The 26,070-nt window shown below is 60.9% G+C and carries 23 protein-coding genes and 4 tRNA genes; 7 read left to right on the top strand and 20 right to left on the bottom strand.

What is annotated here, in order from left to right; genetic code table 11:
- Positions 1-290: 290 nt before the first annotated feature.
- From AB5Y84_RS00800 to pncC, 3 genes are all read right to left on the bottom strand, one after another.
- Positions 291-800: a regulatory protein RecX gene (locus AB5Y84_RS00800; RefSeq protein ID WP_184235532.1), complete on the bottom strand. Its 510-nt coding sequence runs from the start codon at positions 798-800 to the stop codon at positions 291-293.
- Positions 801-844: 44 nt separating this feature from the next.
- Positions 845-1,909, bottom strand: a complete 1,065-nt coding sequence (gene recA / locus AB5Y84_RS00795; protein ID WP_005348744.1) for a recombinase RecA — start codon at positions 1,907-1,909, stop codon at positions 845-847.
- Between the two features lie 80 nt (positions 1,910-1,989).
- Complete coding sequence (gene pncC / locus AB5Y84_RS00790; RefSeq protein WP_245130890.1) at positions 1,990-2,481, bottom strand: nicotinamide-nucleotide amidase; 492 nt, start codon at positions 2,479-2,481, stop codon at positions 1,990-1,992.
- Positions 2,482-2,803: 322 nt separating this feature from the next.
- Between pncC and mutS the strand changes: the two genes are divergently transcribed.
- Positions 2,804-5,323 carry a DNA mismatch repair protein MutS gene (gene mutS / locus AB5Y84_RS00785; protein ID WP_368176185.1) on the top strand — a complete coding sequence of 840 codons (2,520 nt, stop codon included), beginning with the start codon at positions 2,804-2,806 and terminating at the stop codon, positions 5,321-5,323.
- A gap of 76 nt (positions 5,324-5,399) precedes the next feature.
- On the opposite strand, the gene AB5Y84_RS00780 is transcribed toward mutS, so the two are convergent.
- From AB5Y84_RS00780 to AB5Y84_RS00765, 4 genes are all read right to left on the bottom strand, one after another.
- Complete coding sequence (locus AB5Y84_RS00780; RefSeq protein WP_368176179.1) at positions 5,400-6,263, bottom strand: patatin family protein; 864 nt, start codon at positions 6,261-6,263, stop codon at positions 5,400-5,402.
- Between the two features lie 277 nt (positions 6,264-6,540).
- The gene (locus tag AB5Y84_RS00775; RefSeq protein ID WP_368176178.1) at positions 6,541-7,440 is read right to left on the bottom strand and encodes a hypothetical protein; all 900 of its coding nucleotides are present in this window, start codon (positions 7,438-7,440) and stop codon (positions 6,541-6,543) included.
- A 74-nt stretch (positions 7,441-7,514) separates the two neighbouring features.
- Positions 7,515-8,204 carry an LrgB family protein gene (locus AB5Y84_RS00770; RefSeq protein WP_042081343.1) on the bottom strand — a complete coding sequence of 230 codons (690 nt, stop codon included), beginning with the start codon at positions 8,202-8,204 and terminating at the stop codon, positions 7,515-7,517.
- Positions 8,197-8,598: a CidA/LrgA family protein gene (locus AB5Y84_RS00765; RefSeq protein WP_088868378.1), complete on the bottom strand. Its 402-nt coding sequence runs from the start codon at positions 8,596-8,598 to the stop codon at positions 8,197-8,199. Before AB5Y84_RS00765 ends, AB5Y84_RS00770 begins: the two co-directional genes overlap by 8 nt.
- 134 nt (positions 8,599-8,732) lie before the next feature.
- Between AB5Y84_RS00765 and AB5Y84_RS00760 the strand changes: the two genes are divergently transcribed.
- Positions 8,733-9,617: a LysR family transcriptional regulator gene (locus tag AB5Y84_RS00760; protein ID WP_139411631.1), complete on the top strand. Its 885-nt coding sequence runs from the start codon at positions 8,733-8,735 to the stop codon at positions 9,615-9,617.
- Here the strand turns inward: AB5Y84_RS00760 and AB5Y84_RS00755 are convergent.
- The 6 genes from AB5Y84_RS00755 to argE all read right to left on the bottom strand — a co-directional run bounded on the left by AB5Y84_RS00755 (position 9,611) and on the right by argE (position 16,660).
- On the bottom strand, positions 9,611-10,495 hold the full coding sequence (locus tag AB5Y84_RS00755; RefSeq protein ID WP_368176177.1) for a transporter substrate-binding domain-containing protein: 885 nt from the start codon (positions 10,493-10,495) through the stop codon (positions 9,611-9,613). The two genes, AB5Y84_RS00760 and AB5Y84_RS00755, sit on opposite strands and share 7 nt — an antisense overlap.
- A gap of 111 nt (positions 10,496-10,606) precedes the next feature.
- Positions 10,607-11,398, bottom strand: coding sequence for a substrate-binding periplasmic protein (locus tag AB5Y84_RS00750; protein ID WP_368176176.1), 792 nt, complete (start codon positions 11,396-11,398; stop codon positions 10,607-10,609).
- A gap of 116 nt (positions 11,399-11,514) precedes the next feature.
- Complete coding sequence (gene ybaK, locus AB5Y84_RS00745; RefSeq protein WP_021231249.1) at positions 11,515-11,979, bottom strand: Cys-tRNA(Pro) deacylase; 465 nt, start codon at positions 11,977-11,979, stop codon at positions 11,515-11,517.
- A gap of 147 nt (positions 11,980-12,126) precedes the next feature.
- Positions 12,127-12,528, bottom strand: coding sequence for a hypothetical protein (locus AB5Y84_RS00740; protein ID WP_021231250.1), 402 nt, complete (start codon positions 12,526-12,528; stop codon positions 12,127-12,129).
- Between the two features lie 121 nt (positions 12,529-12,649).
- Positions 12,650-15,283 carry a phosphoenolpyruvate carboxylase gene (ppc, locus tag AB5Y84_RS00735; protein WP_129503178.1) on the bottom strand — a complete coding sequence of 878 codons (2,634 nt, stop codon included), beginning with the start codon at positions 15,281-15,283 and terminating at the stop codon, positions 12,650-12,652.
- Between the two features lie 231 nt (positions 15,284-15,514).
- Positions 15,515-16,660, bottom strand: a complete 1,146-nt coding sequence (gene argE, locus AB5Y84_RS00730) for an acetylornithine deacetylase (RefSeq protein ID WP_005341595.1) — start codon at positions 16,658-16,660, stop codon at positions 15,515-15,517.
- 271 nt (positions 16,661-16,931) lie between these two features.
- Here argE and argC point away from each other — a divergent pair, with 271 nt between their 5' ends.
- From argC to argH, 5 genes are all read left to right on the top strand, one after another.
- Positions 16,932-17,939: an N-acetyl-gamma-glutamyl-phosphate reductase gene (gene argC, locus AB5Y84_RS00725; protein ID WP_368176175.1), complete on the top strand. Its 1,008-nt coding sequence runs from the start codon at positions 16,932-16,934 to the stop codon at positions 17,937-17,939.
- 22 nt (positions 17,940-17,961) lie between these two features.
- Positions 17,962-18,765, top strand: a complete 804-nt coding sequence (argB, locus tag AB5Y84_RS00720; protein ID WP_101530026.1) for an acetylglutamate kinase — start codon at positions 17,962-17,964, stop codon at positions 18,763-18,765.
- 25 nt (positions 18,766-18,790) lie between these two features.
- Complete coding sequence (locus AB5Y84_RS00715) at positions 18,791-19,702, top strand: ornithine carbamoyltransferase (RefSeq protein ID WP_368176174.1); 912 nt, start codon at positions 18,791-18,793, stop codon at positions 19,700-19,702.
- Positions 19,703-19,770: 68 nt separating this feature from the next.
- On the top strand, positions 19,771-21,006 hold the full coding sequence (locus AB5Y84_RS00710; protein ID WP_033115910.1) for an argininosuccinate synthase: 1,236 nt from the start codon (positions 19,771-19,773) through the stop codon (positions 21,004-21,006).
- Between the two features lie 210 nt (positions 21,007-21,216).
- Positions 21,217-22,602, top strand: a complete 1,386-nt coding sequence (gene argH / locus AB5Y84_RS00705; RefSeq protein WP_368176173.1) for an argininosuccinate lyase — start codon at positions 21,217-21,219, stop codon at positions 22,600-22,602.
- 75 nt (positions 22,603-22,677) lie between these two features.
- On the opposite strand, the gene AB5Y84_RS00700 is transcribed toward argH, so the two are convergent.
- From AB5Y84_RS00700 to plsY, 7 genes are all read right to left on the bottom strand, one after another.
- Positions 22,678-23,133: a hypothetical protein gene (locus AB5Y84_RS00700; RefSeq protein ID WP_368176172.1), complete on the bottom strand. Its 456-nt coding sequence runs from the start codon at positions 23,131-23,133 to the stop codon at positions 22,678-22,680.
- A gap of 455 nt (positions 23,134-23,588) precedes the next feature.
- Positions 23,589-24,761 carry a nucleoside recognition domain-containing protein gene (locus AB5Y84_RS00695; RefSeq protein ID WP_005355060.1) on the bottom strand — a complete coding sequence of 391 codons (1,173 nt, stop codon included), beginning with the start codon at positions 24,759-24,761 and terminating at the stop codon, positions 23,589-23,591.
- 105 nt (positions 24,762-24,866) lie between these two features.
- Positions 24,867-24,942, bottom strand: a tRNA-Asn gene (locus tag AB5Y84_RS00690).
- A gap of 8 nt (positions 24,943-24,950) precedes the next feature.
- A tRNA-Phe gene (locus AB5Y84_RS00685) sits at positions 24,951-25,026 on the bottom strand.
- 3 nt (positions 25,027-25,029) lie between these two features.
- Positions 25,030-25,105 (bottom strand) — tRNA-Thr (locus AB5Y84_RS00680).
- A gap of 52 nt (positions 25,106-25,157) precedes the next feature.
- Positions 25,158-25,233, bottom strand: a tRNA-Phe gene (locus AB5Y84_RS00675).
- Between the two features lie 47 nt (positions 25,234-25,280).
- A complete protein-coding gene (gene plsY / locus AB5Y84_RS00670) occupies positions 25,281-25,943 on the bottom strand; it encodes a glycerol-3-phosphate 1-O-acyltransferase PlsY (RefSeq protein ID WP_335820109.1) in 663 nt (220 codons plus the stop codon).
- Between the last annotated feature and the right edge of the window lie 127 nt (positions 25,944-26,070).

Raw genomic sequence — 26,070 nt, 5'->3', positions numbered from 1 at the left:
ATCCTGCTTGATTCGAATACGGACTTTTAACCGCATTAATGTAAGTTTTCTGCGGGGTAAAGTAAAACGGACAGGGCCGCCACGGGCGAAAAAGCGCACATAAACGGGCCAGAAAAGAGCGGCACCGCCTACAGTGGCTTTTTCCACTGTCGAGAGGCAAAAAAGCAGCGCATAAAGAGGGATGAGATGAACAAAAGGCCGCTTTTTCGGGATTGTGTGCGCAAGCTACTGAACGGGCAGGAAAAACCTGCCACAAGGAGAGGTAAGACGACTGTTGCCACGCAGTGGCGTTACTCCTCCCGCTCCTGCAGGGCAGAGATAGCGTAACGTGCCTGATCCTGGGTAAAGCCGCGCCCCAGCAGATACTTGAGCCACTTCATCCGCAGCTTGAAATCCGCCAGATCGGCCACCCGGGCGCGCCGTTCGAGCAGGGCAAACGCCAGTTCGAACCAGTCCAGCTCGGGTTGCTCGAATGCGGCATCAATCTGCATATCGTCGAGCCCCTTGCGGCGCAGATCGAAGCGGATCTTAATGGGGCCATGGCCCTTGGCGGCTCCGGCACGTACAGCCATACCGCCGTAACGTTCGTCATTGACCCAGTTGTAACCACGGCAGTAGTCGACCACCGCCTCGATCACCTCTTCATTGAAGCCCTGCTGGCGCAGCCGGTTGGCCAGCTCCGACTCGGCACTCTCGCGACGGGCCAGACTGCGCATGGCAAAGGCGCGGGCGGCGGTAAGCTGCTCTGCAAAGGTCGGTTCGGCAGGCTCGACCGGTTCGGTAACGGATTCATCAACCATCATAAATAACAAGGCCGGGTATCTACCCGGCCTTCCTTTGTTCCTTATTCGAACTCTTGTTCGCTTTCGGCATCGAACTCGTCTGCCTCAACCGGTGCAGCCTTGTCATCGACAGGCACTGCGCCGGAGAGCAGCAGCTCGCGCAGACGAGCCTCCACTTCACCAGCCATCACCTTGTTTTCGGCGAACAGCTTCATCACGTTGGCCTTGCCCTGACCGATCTTCTCGCCGTTGTAGCTGTACCAGGCACCGGCCTTGTCGATCAGCTTGTGCTTGACGCCGAGATCCACCAGCTCACCCTCTTTGGAGATACCGGCGCCGTAGAAGATCTGGAATTCGGCTTGCTTGAAGGGCGGGGCCACCTTGTTCTTGACCACTTTGACGCGAGTCTCGTTACCGACCACTTCGTCACCTTCCTTGATGGCGCCGATACGACGGATATCCAGACGCACGGAGGCGTAGAACTTGAGCGCGTTACCACCTGTGGTGGTTTCCGGGCTACCGAACATGACGCCGATCTTCATCCGGATCTGGTTGATGAAGATGCACAGGCAGTTGGCGTTCTTGATGTTGGCGGTCAGCTTGCGCAGCGCCTGGGACATCAGACGGGCCTGCAGACCAACGTGGGAGTCACCCATCTCCCCTTCGATTTCCGCTTTCGGCGTCAGGGCCGCCACGGAGTCGACGATGATGACGTCAACCGCGTTGGAGCGAACCAGCATGTCGCAGATCTCCAGCGCCTGTTCACCGGTATCCGGCTGGGAGATCAGCAGGTCGTCGACGTTGACGCCCAGCTTGGCAGCATAAATAGGATCCAGCGCGTGCTCCGCATCGACGAAGGCACAGGTTTTGCCTTTCTTCTGGGCTTCCGCGATCACCTGCAGGGTGAGGGTGGTTTTACCGGAAGATTCCGGGCCGTAGATCTCGACGATACGGCCACACGGCAGACCGCCAATGCCCAGCGCCACGTCCAGCGAGAGGGAACCGGTAGAGATGGCTTCGATATCCATGGTCTTGCTGTCGCCCAGACGCATGATGGAACCTTTGCCGAACTGCTTTTCAATCTGACCCAGCGCAGCCGCCAGTGCCTTCTGTTTGTTCTGATCCATGCCAATCTCCGCTGGAAATCGTGAGTAAGAAGTGAAGTTGGGCTAAGTATACTGTCTATTCATACAGTATCAAGCCCAATTTATCTGAGCAGAGCCAACAGACCCGACAAGGCCTGTCTCACCGCCTGCTGACGTACCTGCCGGCGATCCCCGTCGAAGCGGGCGAGCAGGGAGTGGTGACGGCCGTTGCGGTCGGCCCAGGCGAACCAGACGGTGCCGACCGGCTTGCCCTCGGTGGCGCCGCCGGGGCCGGCGATACCACTGATAGCAACGCTGATGGAGGCAGACGAGTGCGCCAGCGCGCCGCGGGCCATCTCCAGCACCACGGCTTCACTCACCGCACCGTGCTGTTCAAGGCTATCGCTGCTCACCCCCAACATCTGCTGCTTGGCCTCGTTGGTGTAGGTGACAAATCCGCGATCGAACCAGCCGGAGCTGCCCGCGATGTCGGTGATGGCGCAGGCCACCCCGCCGCCGGTACAGGATTCGGCAGTCGCAGCCAGCCAGCCCCGCTGGCCGAGGGCCCGTCCCAGCTCGATGGCAAGGTGCTCTATCTCTGCATCCAGTTTCATCACGACTCCTTCTGATCAGCTCAAGAGGCACATTATGCGATCCCGCTAGCGCCGCCCGCAACCACGGCAGACCGCCCTTGCCTGCCGCAATGTGAGGTGCCGCATCGGTGCCATGCCTTCAATAGCGCAGAGCAGCTGCGCCCGGAACACCCGCTCCCCCGTCGCGGCGCTTATGTGTAGAATGGCGCCATCAAGCTCAAGGCTCATCACCGCAGACACTGGCCCGCTGAGGCCCCTTCTGGAACAGAACATGACCGCACAACACCAAGCCAGCGGCGCCACAAGCTCCGCTCCCGGCGCCAATCTGAGCGCCCACACGCCCATGATGCAGCAGTACCTTGGCCTCAAGGCCGAGAACCCGGAGATCCTGCTGTTCTACCGGATGGGCGACTTCTACGAGCTGTTCTATGACGATGCCCGCAAGGCCTCCCAACTGCTCGACATCTCCCTGACCAAGCGCGGCCAGTCGGCTGGCAGCCCCATCCCGATGGCGGGGGTGCCCTATCACGCCATCGAGGGCTATCTGGCCAAACTGGTACAGCTCGGCGAGTCGGCCGCCATCTGCGAACAAGTCGGGGATCCCGCCACCAGCAAGGGGCCGGTGGAGCGCAAGGTCATTCGCATCATCACCCCGGGTACCGTCTCCGACGAGGCTTTGCTCAGCGAGCGACAGGACAACCTGATCGCCGCCGTCTACCACGATGGCCGCCGCTTCGGCTATGGCACCATGGACATCGGCTCCGGCCGCTTCTTCATCAATCAGTTCGAGAAGGAAGAGACCCTGCTGGCTGAGCTGCAACGCACCAATCCGGCCGAACTGCTCTATCCCGAATCGTTCGAGTTCCTGCACCATATCGAGGGTCGCCGCGGCCTGCGCCGCCGTCCGGAGTGGGAGTTTGAGCTGGGCACAGCTCGCAAGCTGCTCTGCCAACAATTCGGCACCCAGGACCTGGTGGGCTTTGGCGTAGACAAGAGCGAGACCGCCCTGTGCGCCGCTGGCTGCCTGATGCAGTACGTCAAAGATACCCAGCGCACCGCCCTGCCCCACATCCGCAACGTGCGCCTCGAGCAGCCGGATCACGCCGTCATCATGGATGCCGCCACCCGCCGCAATCTGGAGCTGACCCAGAATCTGGCCGGTGGCTATGAAAATACCCTGGCCGAGGTGCTGGATCGCACCGCCACCCCCATGGGCAGCCGCCTGCTCAAGCGCTGGATCCACCAGCCGATCCGCGATCGGGTGATCCTGAAAGGTCGCCAGAGCACCATCAAGGAGCTCATCGAGCAGAACCTCTACGACAAGCTGGGCGGTTTGCTGCGTCAGGTGGGGGATGTGGAGCGGGTGCTGGCCCGTCTCGCCCTGCGCTCGGCGCGCCCGCGCGACCTCACCCGCCTGCGTCAGGCTTTCGCCCAGTTACCCGAATTGCAGCGCCTGCTGGCGGATAACGAACACGAAGCGGTGCAGCAGCTGGCAGAGCGCGCCAGCACCTTCCCCGAGCTGCTCGACCTGCTGGAGCGTGCGGTGATGGAGGCGCCGCCAGTGCTGATCCGCGATGGTGGCGTCATCCGTGACGGCTTCAATCAGGAGCTGGACGAGCTGCGGGATCTCGCCAACGGCGCCACCGCCAGCCTCGCCCGCATCGAGGAGCGGGAGAAGCTGCTGACCGGTATCAACACCCTCAAGGTGGGTTACAACAAGGTGCACGGCTTCTATATCGAGGTGAGCCGCGCCAACAGCCATCTGGTGCCGGCCCACTACATCCGCCGCCAGACCCTCAAGAACAACGAACGCTACATCATCGATGAGCTGAAGAAGTACGAGGACAAGGTACTCACCGCCCAGTCCCAAGCGCTGGCGCTGGAGAAACGGCTCTACGAAGAGCTGCTCGATACTCTGCTGCCCCACCTCGGCGATCTCCAGGATTCCGCCGCCGCACTGGCGGAGCTGGACGTGCTGGCCAACCTGGCCGAGCGGGCCGAGACCCTCGACTACCGCAGCCCGACCCTCATCGACGAAGATCAGATCATCATTGAAGCGGGCCGCCATCCGGTGGTTGAGCAGGTGATGACAGATCCCTTTATCGCCAACCCTATCCGGCTGGAGCGGGAGCGGCGGATGCTGATCATCACAGGCCCCAACATGGGCGGTAAATCGACCTACATGCGCCAGACCGCGCTGATCGTGCTGCTGGCCCATATCGGTGCCTTCGTCCCCGCCGACAGCGCCCGCATCGGCCCCATCGACCGCATCTTTACCCGCATCGGGGCATCGGACGATCTCGCCTCCGGCCGCTCCACCTTTATGGTGGAGATGACCGAGACCGCCAATATCCTCAACAACGCCACCGCCCGCAGTCTGGTGCTGATGGACGAGATTGGCCGCGGCACCAGCACCTACGACGGTCTCTCGCTGGCGTGGGCCTGCGCCGAGCAGCTGGCGAGCAAGATTGGCGCCTACACCCTGTTCGCCACCCACTACTTCGAGCTGACCCGCTTGCCGGAGCTGATGAGCGGGCTGGCCAACGTCCACCTCGATGCGGTAGAGCACGGCGACACCATCGCCTTTATGCACGCAGTGCAGGAAGGGGCGGCCAGCCGCTCCTACGGCCTGCAAGTGGCGGCGTTGGCCGGGGTGCCGAAATCGGTGATCCAGCAGGCCCGCCACAAGCTGCATGAGCTGGAGAGCGCCACTCCGGTCGCCGACGGTGAACGCCGCCCGGCCCCGGTGACTCTCGCACCGCAGCCTCATCCGGTGGTGGAAGAGCTGGAAGCGGTGCGCCCCGACGAGCTCACCCCCCGTCAGGCACTGGATCTGCTCTATCGCCTCAAGCAGATGCTGTAATCAGCGACTACCGCACAAGCATGCAAAAGGGGAACCGCGAGGTTCCCCTTTCTATATTCAGCACCCGGCAAACCAGTCAGGCCACCGCTCGCGCCTCTCCACGGGCCCGCAGCAGGCTCTGGCGCCCCTGCCAGTAGCCCTGCAGATAGCCAGACTCCAGCTTGACCGGATCCTGGGTAAAACGGGAGACCATGAAATCGGCCGGTGGCGCGATCACTTCGATCTCGCAATCGGCAGGGGGATTGGCGATGAAATCGAGTGCCCGGTTGTAGGCACGATCCCGCTCCAGCATGGCTTGCGCCAGTGCAGGCTGGGTTTTCAGCAAGGCTTTGACCATCCAGCAGAAACGGGCCGGCTTCTTGCGATATCCCCAGGGCTCCGACAGCACCACCGTCATCCGCCGCGCCCCGCGCCGATAGGCCTCTATCACCGGAATGGAGTCGCTGATGCCGCCATCAGCCATCGGGCGACCATCGACGCAGGGGGTATCGTGCTGCACCACCGGCAGAGCGCAGGTAGCGGTCAGCACCTCATCCATGTTGTCGGGCCGCACCGGCAGATAGATGGCCTTGCCGCTCGCCACATCGGTCGCCACCGCGTAAAAGGGAATGCCGCGGGCGCAGAAGGTCTCGAGATCGAGCGGGAAGCGATGGCGACTGGCCTGCCATAGCCAGCCGATGTCCACCAGATCGCCCCCTTTGACGAAACGCAGGGGATCGAGAAAACGGGAACTGCAAGCCAGCTCGGTGATGATGTGGTGACTGCGGCGCGGCTGTTCGCTCAGATAGGAGACCAGATTGGTGGCGCCGGCCGAGACGCCCATGACGAAATCGAACGGGTAGTGGTGACTTTCGACAAACGCATCGAGCACGCCGCTGGCAAAGATGCCGCGCATCGCGCCCCCTTCGACAATCAGGGCGCAAGAGTGGGGATTAAACATAACAAGGCTCCGTCAGCTGTAATACCTGCCGGGATCGATCCCAGCCCAGTGATGGACGCCTTCATGCAGAACATCAAGACGCCGCAGCAGGACGATTCAGGCTCACTCGCGCAAGCCAGAAGCGGGCAGGAGCAAACCTGAACCGTGAAGCGACCCCCAGTATATGCAGCGCACCAACCTTCAAAAAATGAATTTAAATAATAAAAAACATGCCTTTTTGGCATGATTTAGCACATCAGCAGAGACGGCCCTTTATCCGCTAACAGCACCATCAGGATCAAGGCAGCCCGGGCCCGAACGTCCCGTCGACGGGGTTGTAGTGGTACGCCCGATAGTCAAAGTCCACCTTATCAAGGCGCGGATTGGCCAACTCGAACAACAGGCGCCTGTGGAGCTGCGCCTGCTCGAGGGAAGGTTTGAAGTGGCGCAGCCAGAGCTGTTGCAGCGAGCCATCCCGCCACGCCAGCTTGAGGCCGACCGAGAGGCGGCGGATGGCGGCCTGATTATCCTTGTGGGTGTAGAAGAGGTGGAGGAAGGGATAGTGCAGCGCCACTCGCCGATCCACGGTGAGGCCGGGCAGATCACTGTGCTGCTCCTGCTCGATAAAGAGCTCGTTGGCACCGCGGCAGAAGAGATCGATGCGGCCACGGGCCACCAGCTTGAACAGCCGCTCGTAACCGTCGATCTCCTGCACCTTGAAACCCCCATGACGCAGGATCTCCGCATCCTGCCAGCCACGCCCCTGCCCGTGCAGAAATTGCTGCAGGTCGGTCAGGGTATTGACCCTTGCCACTGCGTCGGCCTGCTGCGGGCTGACAAAGCAGATGCGATAACCGAGGATGCCCAGCTCCACCGGAAAGCGGACGTAATCCAGCGCTTCGCTCTCTGCGGCCGGGCGCAGACTGTCAGCCACAAACAGATTGGGGTATTGCTGAGTCTGCACAATCTGTCGCATCCGGATACGGTTCATCGGCGGCGCGGTTCGCAGCTCGTAGTCACCGAAGCTGTCGCGGGTCTTCTCCAGCGCCAGCTGCAACAGATCGCGAAAATAGAGGGTACGCAAGTCCCGATCGCTTTCGGGGCTGATATGAGTGATGACGTCACTCGCCCGTAGGGGACTGGCAAGGAGGGAAAGACTGCACAGCAGCAAGCAGGAAGCGAGACGATGAAAGGTCATACTGCTCATCCCGGAAATACAGGCTCACTAGAGTGTAGCGCCGGGACGAGCCGCCTTCTAAAGGGAAGCCCGGCCTACCAGAACAGCTGGCCCAGCAGGGGCGCCAGCAGCACGGTCACCATACCGGCGATCATCATCACCATGCTGGAGACCACTCCCTCTTCATTTCCCATCTGATAAGCCCTGGCAGTACCGGCGCCGTGGGCCGAGGCACCAAACCCCGCCCCCTTGCCGAGACGACTGCGAATGGCCAGCACGGTGAGCACGCTCTCCCCCACCGCCATGCCGATGACGCCGGTCAGCACCACAAACAGCGCGGTGAGATCGCTCTGACCGCCGATGGCGCGGGTCGCCTCCACCGCAAACGGCGTGGTGATGGAGCGCATCGCCAGACTGCGTTGCAACATGTCGGAGAGATCCAGCCAGCGGGCCAGCAGCACGGTACTCCCCACCGCCATGATGACCGAGGCGACCACCCCCACCGACAGCGACAACCAGTGGCGACGAATGAGCTGGCGGTTCTCGTAGACCGGCACCGCGAAGGCGACGGTGGCTGGGCCCAGCAGCCAGAGCAGCCAGTGGGATTCCGCCATGTAATCCTGATAGGGGATGTGGAACAGCAGCACCACGGCCACCAGCAGGGTCGGCGCCAGCAGCAGCGGCATCAGCGGCAGGATCCGTTTTTTGCCGTAGAGCCATTTGCTGGCGTAGTAGAAGAGCAGGGTAAGGGCGAAACAGATCAGCCCGAGCAGGGTATCAGACATGACGGCGACTCCGGCGGGCCAGTTTCAGTTCGAGGCGGTAGACCCTGTCCACAACCAGCGCGGTAGTGCCGAGCACCAGCGTGGTGCTCACCAGCAGCACCACCATGATGCGCCACCCCTCCTGCAGCAGCAGATCCTGATAGTTGACCACCGCCACCACGGCGGGCACGAAGAAGAGCAGCATCTCGGCCAGCAGCCAGCGAGCCCCCGCCTCAAACCACTGCGCCTTGACCACCCCGAGCAGGATACAGGCCAGCAGCAACAGCATGCCGGTGAGGTTGGCGGGCAGCGGCAGATGGAGGGTACGAACCGCGGTATCGGCCAGCAGCCAGATGGCTGCCAGCAACACAATCTGGAAGGGAGTCTGTAACCAGCGCAAACAGAGGGCTTTCATGATCATCGTCTTTCTGTGAACCGGCTCACAGTATAGAGTTGAGCAAAACCTGCCAGAAATGAATTAAAATTATCAAATTCATGCCGCATAGGCATACTTCATCCCGTACCCGCCAACACGAGTCGAGAGAGTCCATGGATATTCGCGCCCTGCGCTATTTTGTCGAACTGGTGCGGGAAAAAAGCTTCACCCGCGCCTCTGAAAAGCTGTTCGTCACCCAGCCCACCATCAGCAAGATGATCCGCAATATCGAAGAGGAGCTGGGCCAACCCCTGCTCAACCGGGAAGGGCGCCGCTTCACCCTGACCGACAGCGGCCAGGTGCTGTTCAACCGAGCCCAGACCATCTTGGCGGAGATGCAGCAGCTGGAGGCCGAACTGGCGGATCTGCAGAGCCTGCAACATGGTCGCCTCACCCTCGGCATTCCCCCCATGGTGGGTCACGTCTATGCGGACCTGATCCGCGCCTACCGCACCCGCTATCCCAAAGTGGAGCTGACCCTGGTGGAGTACGGCGGTCGCCGCATCGAACAGGCGGTGCTGGAGGGGGAGCTGGATCTCGCCATCACCATGCTGCCGACCAAAGAGGGGGGCGCCCTCAGCGCGCTGGAGTTGGATCAATACCCGATCCGGGTGGTGCTGCCTGATCAACCGCGCTGGCATGGCGAGGCACCGCTGCGGCTGGAGTCCCTGCAGGAGGAGCCCTTCCTGCTCTATACCCAGGCATTTACCCTGAGCGAGCGGCTGGAGCAGGCGTGTCAGGAGGCGGGCTTTGTGCCGCAGGTGGCGGCGCGCAGCAGCCAGTGGGATTTTCTCACCGCCATGGTACGCAGCGGCATGGGGGTCGCCTTCTTGCCGGAGCCGGTCTGCAACCGGCTGACCCCGGATGGTCTGGTGCTGCGACTGCTGGAGCCCGAATTGAGCTGGCGACTCGGGGTGATCTGGCCGAGCGAGCGCTATCTGTCGCGCACAGCCGAGGCCTGGCTGGCCCTCTGCCGCCAGCGGCAGGCACCTCAGTAATCGCCGAAGCGATCGGTCTGCGGATTGTAGAAGTAGGGGCGGTAATCGAAGCTGATCCCGTCGAGGAAAGGATTATCCAGCCACAACAGTCGGCGCTGGGAGAGCTTGGCAAAGGCGATGGCCGGGCCAAAGCTCTTGCGCCACAGCGCCTGTAGCGAACCATCCTGCCACGCCAGCTGCAACCCCCGCTCGACCCGCTTGAGCGCCTCGCGATTGTTGGAATTGGTGTAGAAAACCCGGGGCAGCGGGTAGTAGATCAACAGTGCGTCATCCACCAGCAGATCCGTCATCTCCTTGTGGGTCAGCTGCTCGCTGCGCAGCTCGCTCACCCCGCGGCAGAAGAGATCGAAGCGGCCCCGCGCCACCATTTTGAACAGTTTCTCGTACCCCTCCACTTCCACCACCTCCATCCCGGCGTAGCGCAGGATATCCACATCCAGCCACCCCTTGCCCTGACCGAAGGTGAACTGCCGCAGCCCCTTGAGGTCGGTCACTTTGCTCACCGCCGCCTTTTGCTGCGGGCTGACAAAACAGATGCGGTAGCTGACGATGCCCAGATGGATGGGAAAACGGACATAGGCGAGCCCCAGATCCTCGCGGGTGCTGCTGTAGCTGTCCATCACAAAGAGGTTGGGGTAGCTGTCGAGCTGCATGCTGAGCCGCTCACGCGCCTTGGTCATGGGCGGTGCAGGCTCCAGCAGATAGTCGCCAAACCGGTCGCGGGTCTTGTCGAGGGCGAGCCGCAGCAGCTCCCGATCATAAGTGGTGCGCGGATCCCGCTCGCTCTCCGGGCTGATATAGGTAAACCGGGTGGCCGCCTGTCCGGTCAGCGACAACATGCAGAGCAGAGCGGTGGTCAGCAGATGCAGGGGTGACATAAACCGCGCCTTGGCTGAAGGGGTACTTTCAGTGTAGCCCTGAGCGTGGGCGCTCGGCCCTGCCACCACCCCACGCTCTCCTCCCCTTTTCGGCCAGTCGCATTCATCTGCCTACTCCCCCACCGGAGGTGTGCTTCTGAGCGAGGTGGCATAACGTTGATAGGCAGCAGAGTCGCGCACCTGCTCGATAGCATCCCACACCTGCCGGCTTTGTCGGGGATGGGCCTGATAGAAGCGGTGAGAGAAGACCAGATAGTAGGGCTTCTCCACCAGCACCGGCGACAGCCGCTCGATGCGAGTCTGCAACGCGGGATGGGCCGCCAGAATACTGTCAGCCACCTCGGTCTGGATGGCGGTCGCCTGCGCCCGATCCATCACCAGCTTTTTCAAAATGATCAGCGGGTCACGGCTGGAGTCATCCACCTCGGCTCCCGCAGCCTGCAACAAGTCGACGATGGAAAATCCGGACTGGGCCGCCACCACGCCATTGACCCTGAGGGTGGTGCCATCCCACTTGCTCTTACCCCCCTTGAGCTGGTAGAGACTGTAACTCTCGGTCAGCAGCCGCTTGGCAGGGTCGGGTTTGCCCTCACGCATGGGATAGACCCCCACTGTGGTCGCCCGCTCGACGCTATAGCTCATCTTGATGGCCGCATCCATCTGGCCACTGCTCACCCGAGAGAGGCAGCGCTTCCACGGTAGCGGCGTCAGCACGATCTCGGCATCAAGAGCGGTAGCAACCGCCTTGAGGTGATATTGCACAACCCCCTCCCCAGATTGCAGCAGCCAGGGGTAGGAATCACTGTTTTCAAAGCAGGTACGCAGCGTAAAGGCTGGGGTCGCACTGCCGGTGGCGGGCAGCAGCAACGAGATGAAGAGCAGGAAGCGGGCAGATGCGCGCATGGGCCATATCCTTGGCGGCAATTATTCCATCTCCACTATATCAGCCAGGAGTGAGCCAACAAGGATACATCCGGGCCACCACAGGCCCGGAGGGCAGGTTCACACCGTGCCCGGCACTACTCTTCGCCGATGGGAGCGGCGATCCACTTCATCAGCGTCAGCATATCCTGCGGCGCCACGCCGACCGAGAGGCCGCGCTTGCCGCCGCTCACCAGGATCTCGTCAAACTGCAGCGCCGATTCGTCGAGCACAGTGGGCAACAATTTCTTCTGGCCCAGCGGGCTGATGCCGCCCACCTTGTAGCCGGTCAGCTTCTCCGCTTCCGCCGGTTTCATCATCTCCACCTTCTTGAGGCCGGTCGCCTTGGCAAGCTGTTTCAGACTGCACATGCCGGATGAGGGAACGATAGCCACCACCGCCTGCTTGTCGTGATGGGCGACCAGGGTCTTGAAAACCTGCGCCTCCGGCAGCCCGAGCTGGGTCGCGGCATGCTTGCCGAAATCGTCGTGGGCTTCGCATTCGTAGGGGTAGAGCTTGTGGGGAATTTTGAGCTTCTTCAGCAGGTTGATGGCAGGAGTCATGATGGTTGCCTTGAATCGAATCGCATAAAAACAAGGCCAAACAGTCTGCTCCTTACACTTGGGTGATGCAAGTCACGCTCGAACGTTGATGTTCGGCAAGAGTTAGAGCAAGCCAATACTTTTAACAAACTAGTGAGGAGCGATTAGTCACATGGCAGGCCATTGCCCATTCAGTTCAATACACTCCTTACGAAACTTGCCCCATAGTTTGGGGTCTGTAACGCCATTTAGTTTCAAGCCCATATTGATCAATAGACTCCGGAAAATCCGGAGCTGGCGCAAAACATTGAACTCAGCCCGCTCATGTGTGAGATGAGTGGACGCAACCAATTGAGAAATCGAGTCATCAACTGTTGAACCATACTCCTGACGGAAATCATCCAAGGTAGCATCGAACGTTGATTCTCTGAGCTCTTTTAGGATGGCGGGAGACATAGTGGAATAGTCTTGAGCTTTAGTAATCAAGCCATCACAGACCGTGTTGATATCCGTTGTATTAGCCCATGATGCGGAAGAAACGAGCAGGAAAAGTAAATAGAGTTGGCGCATGAATAGATTCCCCCCATAAAGGCTGAAATGATGCTGCAATCAACAAATTTTGAAAAGGGCGCCTTGTCGGCGCCCTTTGGCTGGATGGATATCGCTGAAGCCTGCTGGCTTGGGCTGGCGATCAACCGGTGTTGCGCATACCTGCGGCAATACCGGCGATGGTGACCATCAGCGCCTTGTCCAGCTCGGGGTGCAGGGTCTCCGGGTGGTTGCGGGAGCGGTTGAGCAGCTCGGCTTGCAGCACGTTGAGCGGGTCTGTGTAGGGGTTGCGCAGCTTGATGGACTCCTTGATCCAGGGCTGATCCTCCAGCAGATCCCCGCGCGGGCTCAGTTTCAGCACCACCTCGATGGACTCGGCGAGCTCCTGACGCAGCTGTTTGCCAAGGCCCCACAGCTCCTGCGGCACCAGACGGGTGTCGTAGTACTCGGCGAGCCAGACGTCCGCTTTCAGGAACACCATCTCCAGCATCTCAAGGCGAGTGCGGAAGAAGGGCCACTGGGCGCTCATCTCTTCCAGCACCGCCAGCTTGCCGCCGTCGATCGCCTGTTGCAGCGCCTTGTGGGCACCGAGCCAAGCCGGCAGCATCAGGCGGTTCTGGGTCCAGGCGAAGATCCACGGAATGGCGCGCAGGCTCTCGACGCCGCCGTTGGGCTTGCGCTTGGAGGGACGGGAGCCGAGCGGCAGCTTGCCGAGCTCCATCTCCGGGGTGGCGGCACGGAAGTAAGGGACGAAGTCCGGATGACCGCGCACGATACTGCGGTAGTGCTCGCAGGAGTCGGCGGCCAGCTGTTCCATCACCTCGCGCCAGCACTCTTTCGGCTTGGGCGGCGGCAGCAGGTTCCCTTCCAGCACGGCGCTGGTGTAGAGCTCCAGACTCTTGATCGCCACTTTCGGCAGGCCGAACTTGAAGCGGATCATCTCCCCCTGTTCGGTGGTACGCAGACCGCCGCGCAGGGATCCCGGCGGCTGGGAGAGGATGGCCTGATGGGCAGGCGCACCGCCACGACCAACGGTACCGCCACGGCCATGGAACAGGGTGAGTCGGATGTTGTTGGCTTCGGCCAGCCCCACCAGGGATTCCATGGCGGCGTACTGGGCCCAGCCAGCGGCCATCATGCCCGCATCCTTGGCAGAGTCGGAGTAACCGATCATCACGTACTGACGGCCCTGAATGTAGCCACGATACCAGTCCACCGAGAGCAGGCGCTCCATCACGGCGGTACCTGCCATCAGGTCATCCTGGGTTTCAAACAGCGGGGCGACCGGCATGCGGAACTTGCAGCCCGCCTCTTTGAGCAGCAGTTGCACCGACAGCACATCGGACGGCGCACCGGCCATGGAGATGATGTAGATGCCAAACGCATCGGGGTCGTGCTCGGCGATGACCTGACAGGTATCCAGCGTCTCGCGCACCTCGGCGCTCGGCTCCCAGTCGTGGGGAATGAGCGGGCGGCGGGAGTTCAGTTCGTTGAGCAGGAAGGCCTGCTTGTCATCTTCGCTCCACTCGGCGTAGTCACCCAGACCCAGATAGCGGGTCAGCTCGGAGAAGACCAGCCCGTGACGCTCACCATCCTGACGGATATCCAGCTTGACCAGATGGATGCCGAAACAGGCGACCTTGCGCAGCACGTCCAGCAGCATGCCATCGGCGATGTTGCCCATGCCACAGGCGTGCAATGAGTGGTAGCAGAGCTCCAGCGGCTCGCGCAGCTGGGCGGTGGTCTTGACCAGATCCTGGCTCTCGCTCACCTGGCCCTGCACCTTGGCGGTGAGGTGCTCCTTGGTTTCGCGCAGCGCTTCACGCAGCTCACGCACCAGTGCACGGTAGGGCTCGGGGTGATCGCCAACGCGAGCGCGCACGGCGTCGGTACAGTCGGACATGGAGAGCTCGGAGGTGAGCTCCTTGATGTCTTTGTAGAACAGGCTCACCGCCATCCAGCGGCCCAGCTCCAGCACTTCGGCAGTCACCTTGGCGGTAACGAAGGGGTTGCCGTCGCGGTCACCGCCCATCCAGGAGGTGAACTTGACCGGCGCGGCATCCAGCGGCAGCCGCACACCCAGATGGTGTTGCAGACGCTCGTCCAGATTGCGCATGAATTCTGGGATGGCAGGCCACAGGCTGTTCTCCACCACAGCGAAGCCCCACTTGGCCTCGTCGACCGGAGTCGGGCGCTGTTCGCGGATCTCGTTGGTGTGCCACGCCTGATTGATGAGCTGTTCGATGCGATTGAGGATCTTGTCCCGCTCACGGGGCAGCAGGTCGGAAAGCTCCAGCGCCTCGAGGCAGTCGTTGAGCTGTACGTGCTTGTGGATCAGGGTGCGACGGGTCACCTCGGTGGGGTGAGCGGTCAGAACCAGATCGATATCCAGCTCGCGCACGGCCTGAGTGATGGCCTCTTGCGACAGGTTGGAGGCTTTCAGTTTGTCGAACATCTGCTCCAGCGGATCCGGGGTGCAGACCTGCTCTTCGCAGCGACGGGAGATGGTGTGGAACTGTTCCGCCACGTTGGCCAGATTGAGGAACTGGCTGAAGGCGCGGGCCACCGGCAGCAGTTCATCATCGCTCAGGGTGCGCAGGGTATCGAGCAGACGTTCCCGGTCTGATTCATTGCCCTTGCGGGAGGACTTGGCCAATTGGCGAATGGTTTCGATCTTGTCGAGAAAGGCCTGACCCTGATGATCCTTGATGGATTTACCCAGCAGCTGACCCAGCATACCTACGTTGGCGCGTAGTGCGGCGTACTTTTCGTTCATTCCACATCCTTATCTTGTTGGTGCCTGACACCCATCCGGGGTGCTAGACGACCTCACTTATTGTTGTGCGATTACAACATATGCTCCGTCATCTTAGGGTGACAATCTACCCAGATTGTCTGCGCAAGGTCAAATAACAGGCCGATTCAGAACATGTATTTCCATCACCACTCCACAACCGGCTTGTTATGTAACTTACTTACAGTTTTTACGCCCCTTTCACCGCCGCCGCTACAGGCAAAAACGTCTGATCAGGTGCTGCAACACCGAGGTGGTCGGCTTGACGAAGGAGAGGTCGAGATACTCATCCGGCTGGTGCGCCTGGGTGATATGACCGGGGCCCATCACTATGGTCTCGCAGCCAAGCTGCTGGATAAACGGAGCCTCGGTGCAGTAGTTGACCGACTCGGCGGCGCGGCCGCTCGCCTTCTCAGCTTCGCGAACCAGCACAGAGTCGTCGGCACAGGCGTAGGCGGGAATAGGCTCGTGCAGATGTTGCAGATGCAGGCAGCCCGGCTGGTGGATCTCGATGGGAGAGAGCGCCTCTTTGAGCATCCCCATCAGCTCATCCGGCCCCACCTGCGGAGTGGGTCGCAGGTCGATATGTAGCTCGCAGCAGCCGCAGATGCGGTTCGGGCTGTCGCCGCCCTGGATGTAACCCAGGTTAAGGGTCGGCTGCGGCACGGCAAAGCGGTGGTCGGCGTAGCGATCTTTCAGATCCTGCTGCAAGCGCAGCACCTGCCCCATCGCCTTGTGCATGATCTCCATGGCGTTGACGCCGTTGGCGGGATCCGAGCTGTGACCGCTCTTGCCGGTAATGCGGATCGCCTCCGACATATGCCCCTTGTGGGCCACCACCGGCACCAGTCCGGTCGGCTCGCCAATCACGGCGTAGTCGGGTTTCAATTCGGCCGCCGCGGCGATGGCGCGGGCCCCCGCCATGGTGGTCTCTTCGTCGGCAGTGGCGAGAATGCGCAGCGGCTTGGTCAGCTTGGTGAGGTCGATCTCTTTGAGCGCCTCGACGATAAAGGCGAAGAAGCCCTTCATATCGATGGTGCCGAGGCCATAGAGGCGATTGCCCTCTTCGGTCACCTTGAAGGGATCCTTGCTCCATCCCCCCTCATCGAACGGTACCGTATCGGTATGACCCGCCAGCAGCAGACCGCCCTCCCCCTGACCGATCGTCGCCACCAGATTGAACTTGCCCGGCAGGTCGGGGAGCGCCGTCACCTCGCACTGAAAACCGAGCTGACCGAACCAGTCAGCCAGCAGCCGGATCACCGCCTCGTTGCTCTGATCCCACTTGGGATCCGTGCTGCTGATAGAGGGAATCGCAATAATATTCTTATAAAGTGAAAAAAAATCCAGATTGGCCATCAGCTCCTCCTTGCGTCCCCGGAATGTTTCTGTTAGAAAATACAAATGCAAAGTGAGTGCATGAATATTCTGTAATTTTACCTGAATATCTGGCTCATCAACAAAGGCTTCTAGTTGTAAGGGAAAGTTAATGTTCTGTCACCTGATCTATAACCGACGACACACACCCGCCTGAATTGCCCCTCCGCACTTGTGCAAAGGGGCGCTCGAACACCCTTTTGCACTGCAGCGTCATGCTGTGAATCTCGAACTCTGACTTGGAATATTCAACATGCTTAACACCGTTATCGTCGGTGCCAGTGGCTACGCGGGAGCCGAACTGGCCGCACTGGTACAGAACCATCCACAACTCAAACTGTTCGGCCTCTATGTCTCCGCCGGCAGTCAGGATGCCCACAAGCGCTTCTCTTCCCTGCATCCCCAGTGGGTCGGAGCCCTCGATCAGCCGCTGCTGCCGCTGGACGACGACGGCATGACCCGGATCCTGACCCAGGCCGATCTGGTGCTGCTAGCCACCGCCCACGAAGTGAGCGCCGAGCTCGCACCCAAGTTTCTCGCCAAGGGGCTGCCGGTGTTCGATCTCTCCGGCGCTTTCCGGGTCAAGGATCAGGGCTTTTACGACAGCTTCTACGGCTTCACCCACGACAGCGAGCAGTGGCTGGATCAGGCCGTCTATGGCCTGGCGGAGTGGAATGCCGATGCCATCGCTACCGCCCAGCTGATTGCGGTGCCGGGTTGCTACCCGACCGCATCGCTGTGCGCTCTCAAGCCGCTGCAGCGGGATGGTCTGATTGCCAAGGGGTGGCAGCCCATCATCAACGCCGTCTCCGGGGTTTCCGGCGCCGGGCGCAAGGCGGCCATCAACACCAGCTTCTGCGAAGTGAGCCTCAATCCCTACGGCACCTTCAATCACAGACACCAGCCGGAGATCAGCCACCACCTCGGCAAGGAGGTGCTGTTCCAGCCCCACCTTGGCAACTATGTGCGCGGCATTCTGGCCACCATCTATGTGCAGCTGGCGGACGGCGTCACCCCCACCCAGGTGGATCAGGCCTTCCTCAAGGCTTACGAAGGCAAGCCGCTGGTGCGCCTCACCGGCCAGATGCCCTCTATTCGCGGTGTGGCAAACACCCCTTACTGCGATATCGCCTGGCAACAGCAGGGCAACATGCTGGTAGTGGTCTCGGCCATCGACAACCTGCTCAAGGGCGCCGCCTCGCAAGCCATGCAGTGCATAAATATCAAATTTGGTTTTGAACCGGCCACCGGCCTGATTTAAGGACTTAGGAAGGATCTCGAACATGGACAAACAGACGTTGGTAATCAAGCTGGGCGGCGCCCTTATCGAGAACGACGAGGCGCTGACCGCCCTGTTCGCCACCCTCAAAACCTTTCTCGACGATCAGCATCGTCCGCTGGTGCTGGTACACGGCGGTGGCTGTCTGGTGGATGACCTGCTCAAGGGGCTGGGTCTCACCTCTACCAAGAAGAATGGTCTGCGGGTGACCCCGTTCGAGCAGATCCCCTTTATTGCCGGGGCGCTGGCAGGGACGGCCAACAAGCAGATGATGGCCAAGGCGATCGCCACCGGTATTCCGGCGGTGGGGCTCTGTCTGGCAGATGGCGGCCTGTGTCAGGTGACCCAGCTCGACCCGGATCTCGGCGCCGTCGGCGAGTGCAAGCCGGGCAATCCGGCACTGGTGGCTGGCATCCTCGGTCAGGGCTTCCTGCCGGTAGTGAGCTCCATCGGCATCACCGCCGACGGGCAACTGATGAACGTCAACGCGGATCAGGCGGCCACCGCCATTGCCGAGGCGCTCGGTGCCGATCTGGTGATGCTCTCCGATGTGAGCGGCATCCTCGATGGCAAGGGCAAGCTGGTGCCCCAACTCGACAAGCTGACCGCGCTGGATTTGATGGAGAAAGGGGTGATCACGGACGGCATGGCGGTCAAGGTAGAAGCAGCCCTGCACGCCGCCGAGACCCTCGGCAAGCCGGTCTGTGTCGCCAGCTGGCGCTACCCGGATCAGCTGCTCAAGCTGCTGGCTGGCGGCGCGGTCGGCACTCTGGTCAAGATTGCCGATGGCAATCAGGTAGCCCTCTAATCCTCACCGGAACAAGGAATATCCGATGCAACATCTTCTGAAAGACAGTGATCTGAACAAAGCCCAGATTGAAGCGCTGATTGCGCTGGGCAAGGCAGTGAAGGCCGACCCGAAGAAGTACAGTCAGGCGCTGGCCGGCAAGAGCGTGGTCACCCTGTTCGAGAAGCCCTCCCTGCGTACCCGGGTCACTTTCGACATCGGCATTGCCAGACTGGGCGGCCACAGCGTCTATCTGGATCAGCAAAACGGCGCGCTGGGCAAGCGGGAGTCGGTGAAGGATTTCGCCGCCAACCTGTCGCGCTGGTGTGATGCCATCGTCGCCCGGGTGTTCGATCACCAGACCCTGGTCGAGCTGGCGGAGCACGGCACAGTGCCGGTGGTGAACAGCCTGTGCAACCTCTACCACCCCTGTCAGGGGCTGGCCGACTTTATGACCATTGCCGAGCACTACGACGATCTGTCGAAGGTGAAACTTGCCTACCTCGGTGATGGCAACAACGTCAGCCACTCTCTGCTGCTGCTGGGGGCGACCCTGGGCACCGACGTGACCCTGATCTGCCCGAAAGGTCACGGCCCGGATACCCAGATCTTCCTGCAGGCGCAGGCTCTGGCGGCCAAGTCGGGAGCGACAATCCACATCAGCGATGACGTGGCGGATATCGAAGGGTTTGACGTGGCCTACACAGATACCTGGGTCTCCATGGGTGACAACACCCCGATGGAGCAGGTCAAAGACCTCTTTATGCCTTACCAGATCAACCAGGCCCTGCTCGACCGCACCGGCATCCAGCACGTGCTGCACTGCCAACCGGCGCACCGGGAGCTGGAGATCACCTCGCAGGTGATGGATGGCCCCGCCTCCCTCATCATGGACGAGGCCGAAAACCGGATGCATATCCAGAACGCCGTGTTGCTGACCCTTCTCGGCGGCAAGTAACGCGGCACTCAACCTGAATCACGACCCTTTTATTGAATCATCATCGAATCATCACGGAGAGAAGTAACATGAGCGGAATCAACAAGATCGTACTGGCTTACTCGGGTGGACTGGATACCTCGGCCATCATTCCCTGGCTGAAAGAGCACTATGACGCCGAAATCATCGCCTTTGTGGCCGACGTCGGTCAGGAGCGCGACGATCTGGAAGGGATCGAGCAGAAGGCGATCGCCTCCGGCGCCACCAAGTGCATCATCAAGGATCTGCGGGAAGAGTTCGTCAAAGAGTACGTCTACCCGACCCTGAAGACCGGCGCCGTCTATGAGGGCACCTATCTGCTGGGCACCTCCATGGCCCGTCCGGTGATCGCCAAGGCGATGGTGGAAGCGGCACTGGCGGAAGGGGCCGATGCCATCTCCCACGGTTGCACCGGCAAGGGTAACGATCAGGTGCGTTTCGAAGGCGCGGTCGCCGCGCTGGCGCCCCAGCTGAAAGTGATCGCCCCCTGGCGGATCTGGGACATGCGCTCCCGGGAAGATCTGCTCTCCTATCTGGAGACCCGCAACATCCCCTGCAAGGCGACCCTGAAGAAGATCTACAGCCGCGACGCCAACGCCTGGCACATCTCCACCGAGGGTGGCGAGCTGGAGAGCACCTGGAACGAGCCGTCCGAAGCGGTCTGGCAGTGGACCGTACCGGCCGAACAGGCACCGGATCAGCCGGAGTACGTCAAGCTGACCGTGGCGCAGGGTGAAGTGGTGGCTGTTGACGACCAGCCGCTGAGCCCGCACCAGATCCTGATGACCCTGAACGAGCGTGCAGGCAAGCACGGCGTGGGCCGCATCGACATCACCGAAAACCGGATGGTGGGGATGAAGTCCCGCGGATGCTACGAGACCCCGGGCGGTACCGTGATGGTCGCCGCGCTGCGCGCCGTGGAAGAGCTGGTACTGGATCGCCCGACCCGCGCCTGGCGGGAGAAGCTGGGTGCCGAGTTCTCCCATCTGGTCTATGACGGTCGCTGGTTCACCCCGCTGTGCAAGGCGATCCTCGCCTCTGCCAACGCCATCGCCGAAGATCTCGACGGTGAAGTGGTGCTGAAGATGTACAAGGGGCAGGTCACCGCGGTGCAGAAGAAGTCGCCGAACAGCCTCTACTCCGAAGACTTCGCCACCTTCGGCGCCGACGAAGTGTATGACCAGAGCCATGCCGAAGGCTTTATCCGTCTCTACACCCTGGCCAGCCGGATCCGCGCCATGAAGGAGCAGCATCAGGCCATCGGTGGCGACCATACCCACGGTTAAGCAAGCGCGATAACCCGTTGATTCCGTTGAGGGGGCATGGCCCCCTCTTCTATAGGCAGAGGACATAACCCCTGACCCATCATCGGCGGGTGTGACAAGAGCGGCAGCGCCCCGGCCGCTTCTGTGAGATAACAGGCTCGCAGAAAAACAGGGCACGATTTCAAGCTCGGTGGCCAGGGCGCCGCCGACAACGCATTCAAGGAGAGCAGTATGGCACTTTGGGGTGGACGCTTCAGTCAGGGAGCCGATAGCCGGTTCAAGCAGTTCAACGATTCGCTGCGGTTCGATTACCGGCTGGCGGAGCAGGATATTCAGGGCTCCATGGCCTGGGCCAAAGCGCTGGTGAAAGTGGGCGTCTTGACCGCCGATGAGCAGGGCAAACTGCAGCAGGCGATGGAAGTGCTGCTCGCCTCTGTGCAGCAGGATCCCCAGCAGATCCTGAGTTCGGACGCCGAAGATATCCACTCCTGGGTCGAGAGCCAGCTGATTGCCGCCGTCGGCGATCTCGGCAAGAAGCTGCACACCGGCCGCTCGCGCAACGATCAGGTCGCCACCGACTTGAAACTCTGGTGCAAGGCGCAGGGCGAGCTGCTGCTCGGCTCCATCACCTCCCTGCAACAGGGGCTGGTCGCCTCCGCTCGCGCCAATCAGGCGGCGGTACTGCCCGGTTACACCCACCTGCAACGGGCCCAGCCGGTCACCTACGCCCACTGGGCGCTGGCCTATGTGGAGATGCTGGAGCGGGACTACTCCCGCCTGCAGGATGCGCTGAAGCGGCTCGACACCAGCCCGCTCGGCTGCGGCGCGCTGGCGGGCACTGCCTACGCCATCGACCGCGAAGCCTTGGCGCTCGACATGGGCTTTAGCGGCGCCACCCGCAACAGCCTGGATTCAGTGTCGGATCGGGATCACGTGGTGGAGCTGATGCACGTGGCGTCGCTGTCCATGACCCACCTGTCGCGCTTTGCCGAAGATCTCATCTTCTACAACACCGGCGAGGCGGGCTTTGTCGAGCTCTCCGATGCGGTCACTTCCGGCTCGTCCCTGATGCCACAGAAGAAGAACCCGGATGCGCTGGAGCTTATTCGTGGCAAGACCGGCCGGGTGGTTGGCGCCCAGATGGGCATGCTGATGAGCCTCAAGGCGCTGCCGCTGGCCTACAACAAGGACATGCAGGAAGACAAAGAGGGGCTGTTCGATGCCCTCGATACCTGGCACGACTGCCTCGATATGGCCGCGCTGGTGCTGATCGATCTGAAAGTGAATGGCGAGCGCACCATGGCGGCGGCGCAAGGCGGCTATGCCAACGCTACCGAGCTGGCGGACTATCTGGTAGCCAAGGGGATTCCATTCCGTGAAGCGCACCATATCGTCGGCGAAACTGTGGTATTCGCCATCAGCGTGGGCAAACCGCTGGAGGAGCTCTCCATCGGCGAGTTCCAGCGCTTCAGCCCGGTGATCGAGTTCGACGTCTACCCCAATCTGGAACTGGAAGCGACCCTGGCCAAGCGGGTCGCCAAAGGCGGCGTCGCCCGCGAACAGGTAGAAGCAGCCCTGACCACCGCCGAAACCTGGCTGGCAAAACGGACGGGTTAAACCAACCTGCTTGTCATTCGAACTAGAAAGCAAAACGGCAACCTCAGGTTGCCGTTTTTTATTGCTCACCGCGGTTCAGGCGCTGGCATTAAGCAGTTTGCCAACCCCCTCCCCCTTGCCATTGGGCAAGGTCTGTTTAAAGGCACCGAGCAGTTGGTCGAGGTTGAGATCGCTGGCACCAAGGGTGCCCTTTAGGGTATCGAGTTCACTTTGCAGCGCATCGAGGCGGGTACTCTGGGTGCCGCTCGCCAGCTGGTTGCGGGTGCTATCGATGGCGGCAGGGAGGGATTGGCCGACATTCTCCTGCCCCAGAGTCTGCATCAGCTCCCCCATAAAGTGGTTGATGGCCGAGCGGTTCTGCTCGTTGTCGGCATCCTTGATACCGAGTCGCTGGAACAAGCTCTGGACAGTCGGGGCAAGGCGATCCTCCTGTACGGCAGGCTGTACGGGCTGGGGTTTGCTACTGCTGACAAGCAGTTGACTGCCCAGCTTGAGGGCGATCGAGGCAAGGGGAAGCAGGCTGCTGATCATGATAACTCTCCGCGACAACGACCCTTGATGGTGTTGCCAAGAGGTCTGCATAAGCGGGGCCAGCACGATGATAAAACGCACCGCACCGGCTAATCCCTTGAATGGCTGATCTATTTGTTCAACCAGCACGCAGGAGATGGCCGAGCGCAAAGGGGGGGGTCAGGCGGCCAGTAGCTGCCGCCACGGGCGGTAGTGGCAATATGGTGGCAAAGCGTTTTGCCGCCCCCCCGGCAGCTATCGCCCTCTTTTCACACCCGGATCGCCAACTCTTTGAGCCACTTCCGCTGCTGATGGCACCAACAGAGTAAAACCTGACAAAAGCACCGCAGCGATCAGGCACCGAATAACGACCTGCGGGCTTACTAATCGAGCGGTGATCCGCCCACAAGGCGTGACCAATAGAAATGAAAAGAGGCTCCGAAGAGCCTCTTTTTGTTTCCGTGTCTGAACCCGACTCAGCCCAGCAGCAGATAGAGCTGGTGAGCGGCCACACCGGCACACAGGCCACCGATAGTGTGGGCGACGATGGCGCGGGAGGTGAGATGGCGATAGCCGAGGGCATCGAGCATGGCTGTATGGGTGCTCAAAAAGCCGCTCCAGCACATCCCCATGGCGGTAAACACCGCGACCTCGTTACCAGTGATCCACCCCTTGGCGATAAAAGGGGGCACCAGCGACATGGCGGCACCGACCGCACCAAGGGAGGTAGCCGGGAAGGCAACCAGCTCCGGCTGCTGGAAGCCGAACAGCAGGTCAAACAGCCAACTCACCTTGGCGGCCAGCACCGGCAGAAGGGCAACCCCCTGAAACGCTTCGCCGGTATAGCCCTTGTCGCCCGGGCCAAAGGTGAGCAACATCACGAAGGTGCTGATGATCAGCACCCCGGGGATCACCGCCATCCCCAGCTCCACACCGGATTTGCCACCATCGAGCAGAGAGTTGAGGATCCGCAGCCAGCCGGGAGCCGCCTCTTTGGTCACCCCTACCTTGCGGCCGTCGGACGATACAGCGTCATCGTTCAGCACTTCCCCCACCAAGGGGCGGATCATCCGTTGCATCAGTCGGGTAGAGACCACCGAGCCCACCAGAGCACCCAGCAACCCGATCAGCGCCGCACTGGCCGTGGATTCACCGCTCGGCAGCTGCAAGGTGGCCATAAAGGTCACCACGATCAGCCCCATGCCGAAGGCGGTGCCGAAGTTGGTGAGCGACACCAGCTGCCAAGGGGTGAAGCCTTTGCGAAAGCGGCTGTCCTTGGCGAGGCTGATCACCGCCGGGTTGTCGGAGAAGAAGGTCATCAGGGCCGCCAGCGCTGTGCGACCGGGCAGACGAAACACCGGTTTCATCAGGGGCGCCAGCAGCACTTCCAGCAGGCGGATCACCCCGAACTCGCTCAAGAGCTGGCTCAGGGCACCGGAAAGCACAGTGATCCCCATGATAAAGAGCACAGTATTGAGCAGCAGCTGGTGGGCGGTATTGAACAGGGTGTTGACCATGGCAGAGAGGCCCATCTGGCTGCCGAGGTAACCGAACAGGCTGCCAAGAATAAGCAGCACCAGCACGGGTTCCATCCAGTTCCGAATGGCGGCAAGTCGCCCCTTTGACTCTATAACTACATGATTTTCCATATCTATCCTGCGGTTCATCTGTGCGTGTGTGGTTGTTTTTATGGTTAAAAAATGGCTGCGCCAAATAGAAAAAAGCCCTTGTCTTGCGACAAGGGCTTTTTGAATTGGCTCCTCCTACTGGACTTGAACCAGTGACATACGGATTAACAGTCCGCCGTTCTACCGACTGAACTAAGGAGGAATTGTAATTGGTGCCCAGAGACGGAATCGAACCGCCGACACGGGGATTTTCAATCCCCTGCTCTACCGACTGAGCTATCTGGGCAAATGGTGCCGGCTACCGGAATCGAACTGGTGACCTACTGATTACAAGTCAGTTGCTCTACCTACTGAGCTAAGCCGGCACACTTTAAACCATTGTGCATGAACAAATTTTTTATTTCATGGCACCAAAATTGGTGCCCAGAGACGGAATCGAACCGCCGACACGGGGATTTTCAATCCCCTGCTCTACCGACTGAGCTATCTGGGCGTGGGCGCTATTAAACGGATTTTAAGGCGGATGGTCAACGGGAAATTTCACTTTTTGTCTCGTTCGTCTCTTTTTTGCTCAACATCGTCCATTTCTGCCACTTCTTCGGCACAGGCCGCGCCTTTTCGCCCCCAGACTCTGGGTTCCTCCCCCTTGAGCAGGCGGGAGATGTTCTCGTGATGGCGGATCAGGATAAGGCAGGAGAGCAGGGAGACTGGCAGGGTATATTCGGGTTTGAGCAGGTAGGTAAAGAGCGGCGTCAGCAGCACGGTAATGATGGAGGCCAGCGAGGAGTAGCCGCTCACCAGCAGCACCAGCAGCCAGGTACCTATCACGGCGCCCCCCATGGTGAAACCGATAGGCATCATGGTGCCCAGCGCCGTCGCCACCCCTTTGCCACCACGAAAATGAAAGAAGATGGGGTACATATGGCCGAGGCAGGCGGCGACCCCGATAAAGCCGAGGTAGACGGGTTTGATCTGCAGATACCAGGCGAGATAGACGGGCACAGTGCCCTTGAGCACATCGAGCAGCAGCACCACCAGCGCAGCCATCCGGCCACCGAGGCGCAGCACATTGGTAGCGCCGGGGTTGTGGGAGCCATGATCCCGCGGGTCGGGCAGACCGCTGCAGCGAGAGACCAGCACAGCACTGGATAGTGAACCACCCAGGTAGGCCAGAATAATCATCAAAATCGTCAGGGCCGTCATCTTGGTCGTTTTTACCACGATATGAATGGGGTATGATGCGGGCCACATACGCTGGCATGGGCCCATGCCCACCCAGAGCGCCTCGGCAAGCCTGTTGCCCGGCCAGCATCCCTGCGCTGTCATCACA

This window comes from Aeromonas sp. s11 (assembly GCF_040907945.1).
GTDB lineage: Bacteria > Pseudomonadota > Gammaproteobacteria > Enterobacterales > Aeromonadaceae > Aeromonas > Aeromonas veronii.
The sequence above is the reverse complement of the archived record's forward strand: the minus strand, read 5'-3'. Positions and strand labels throughout refer to the sequence as shown.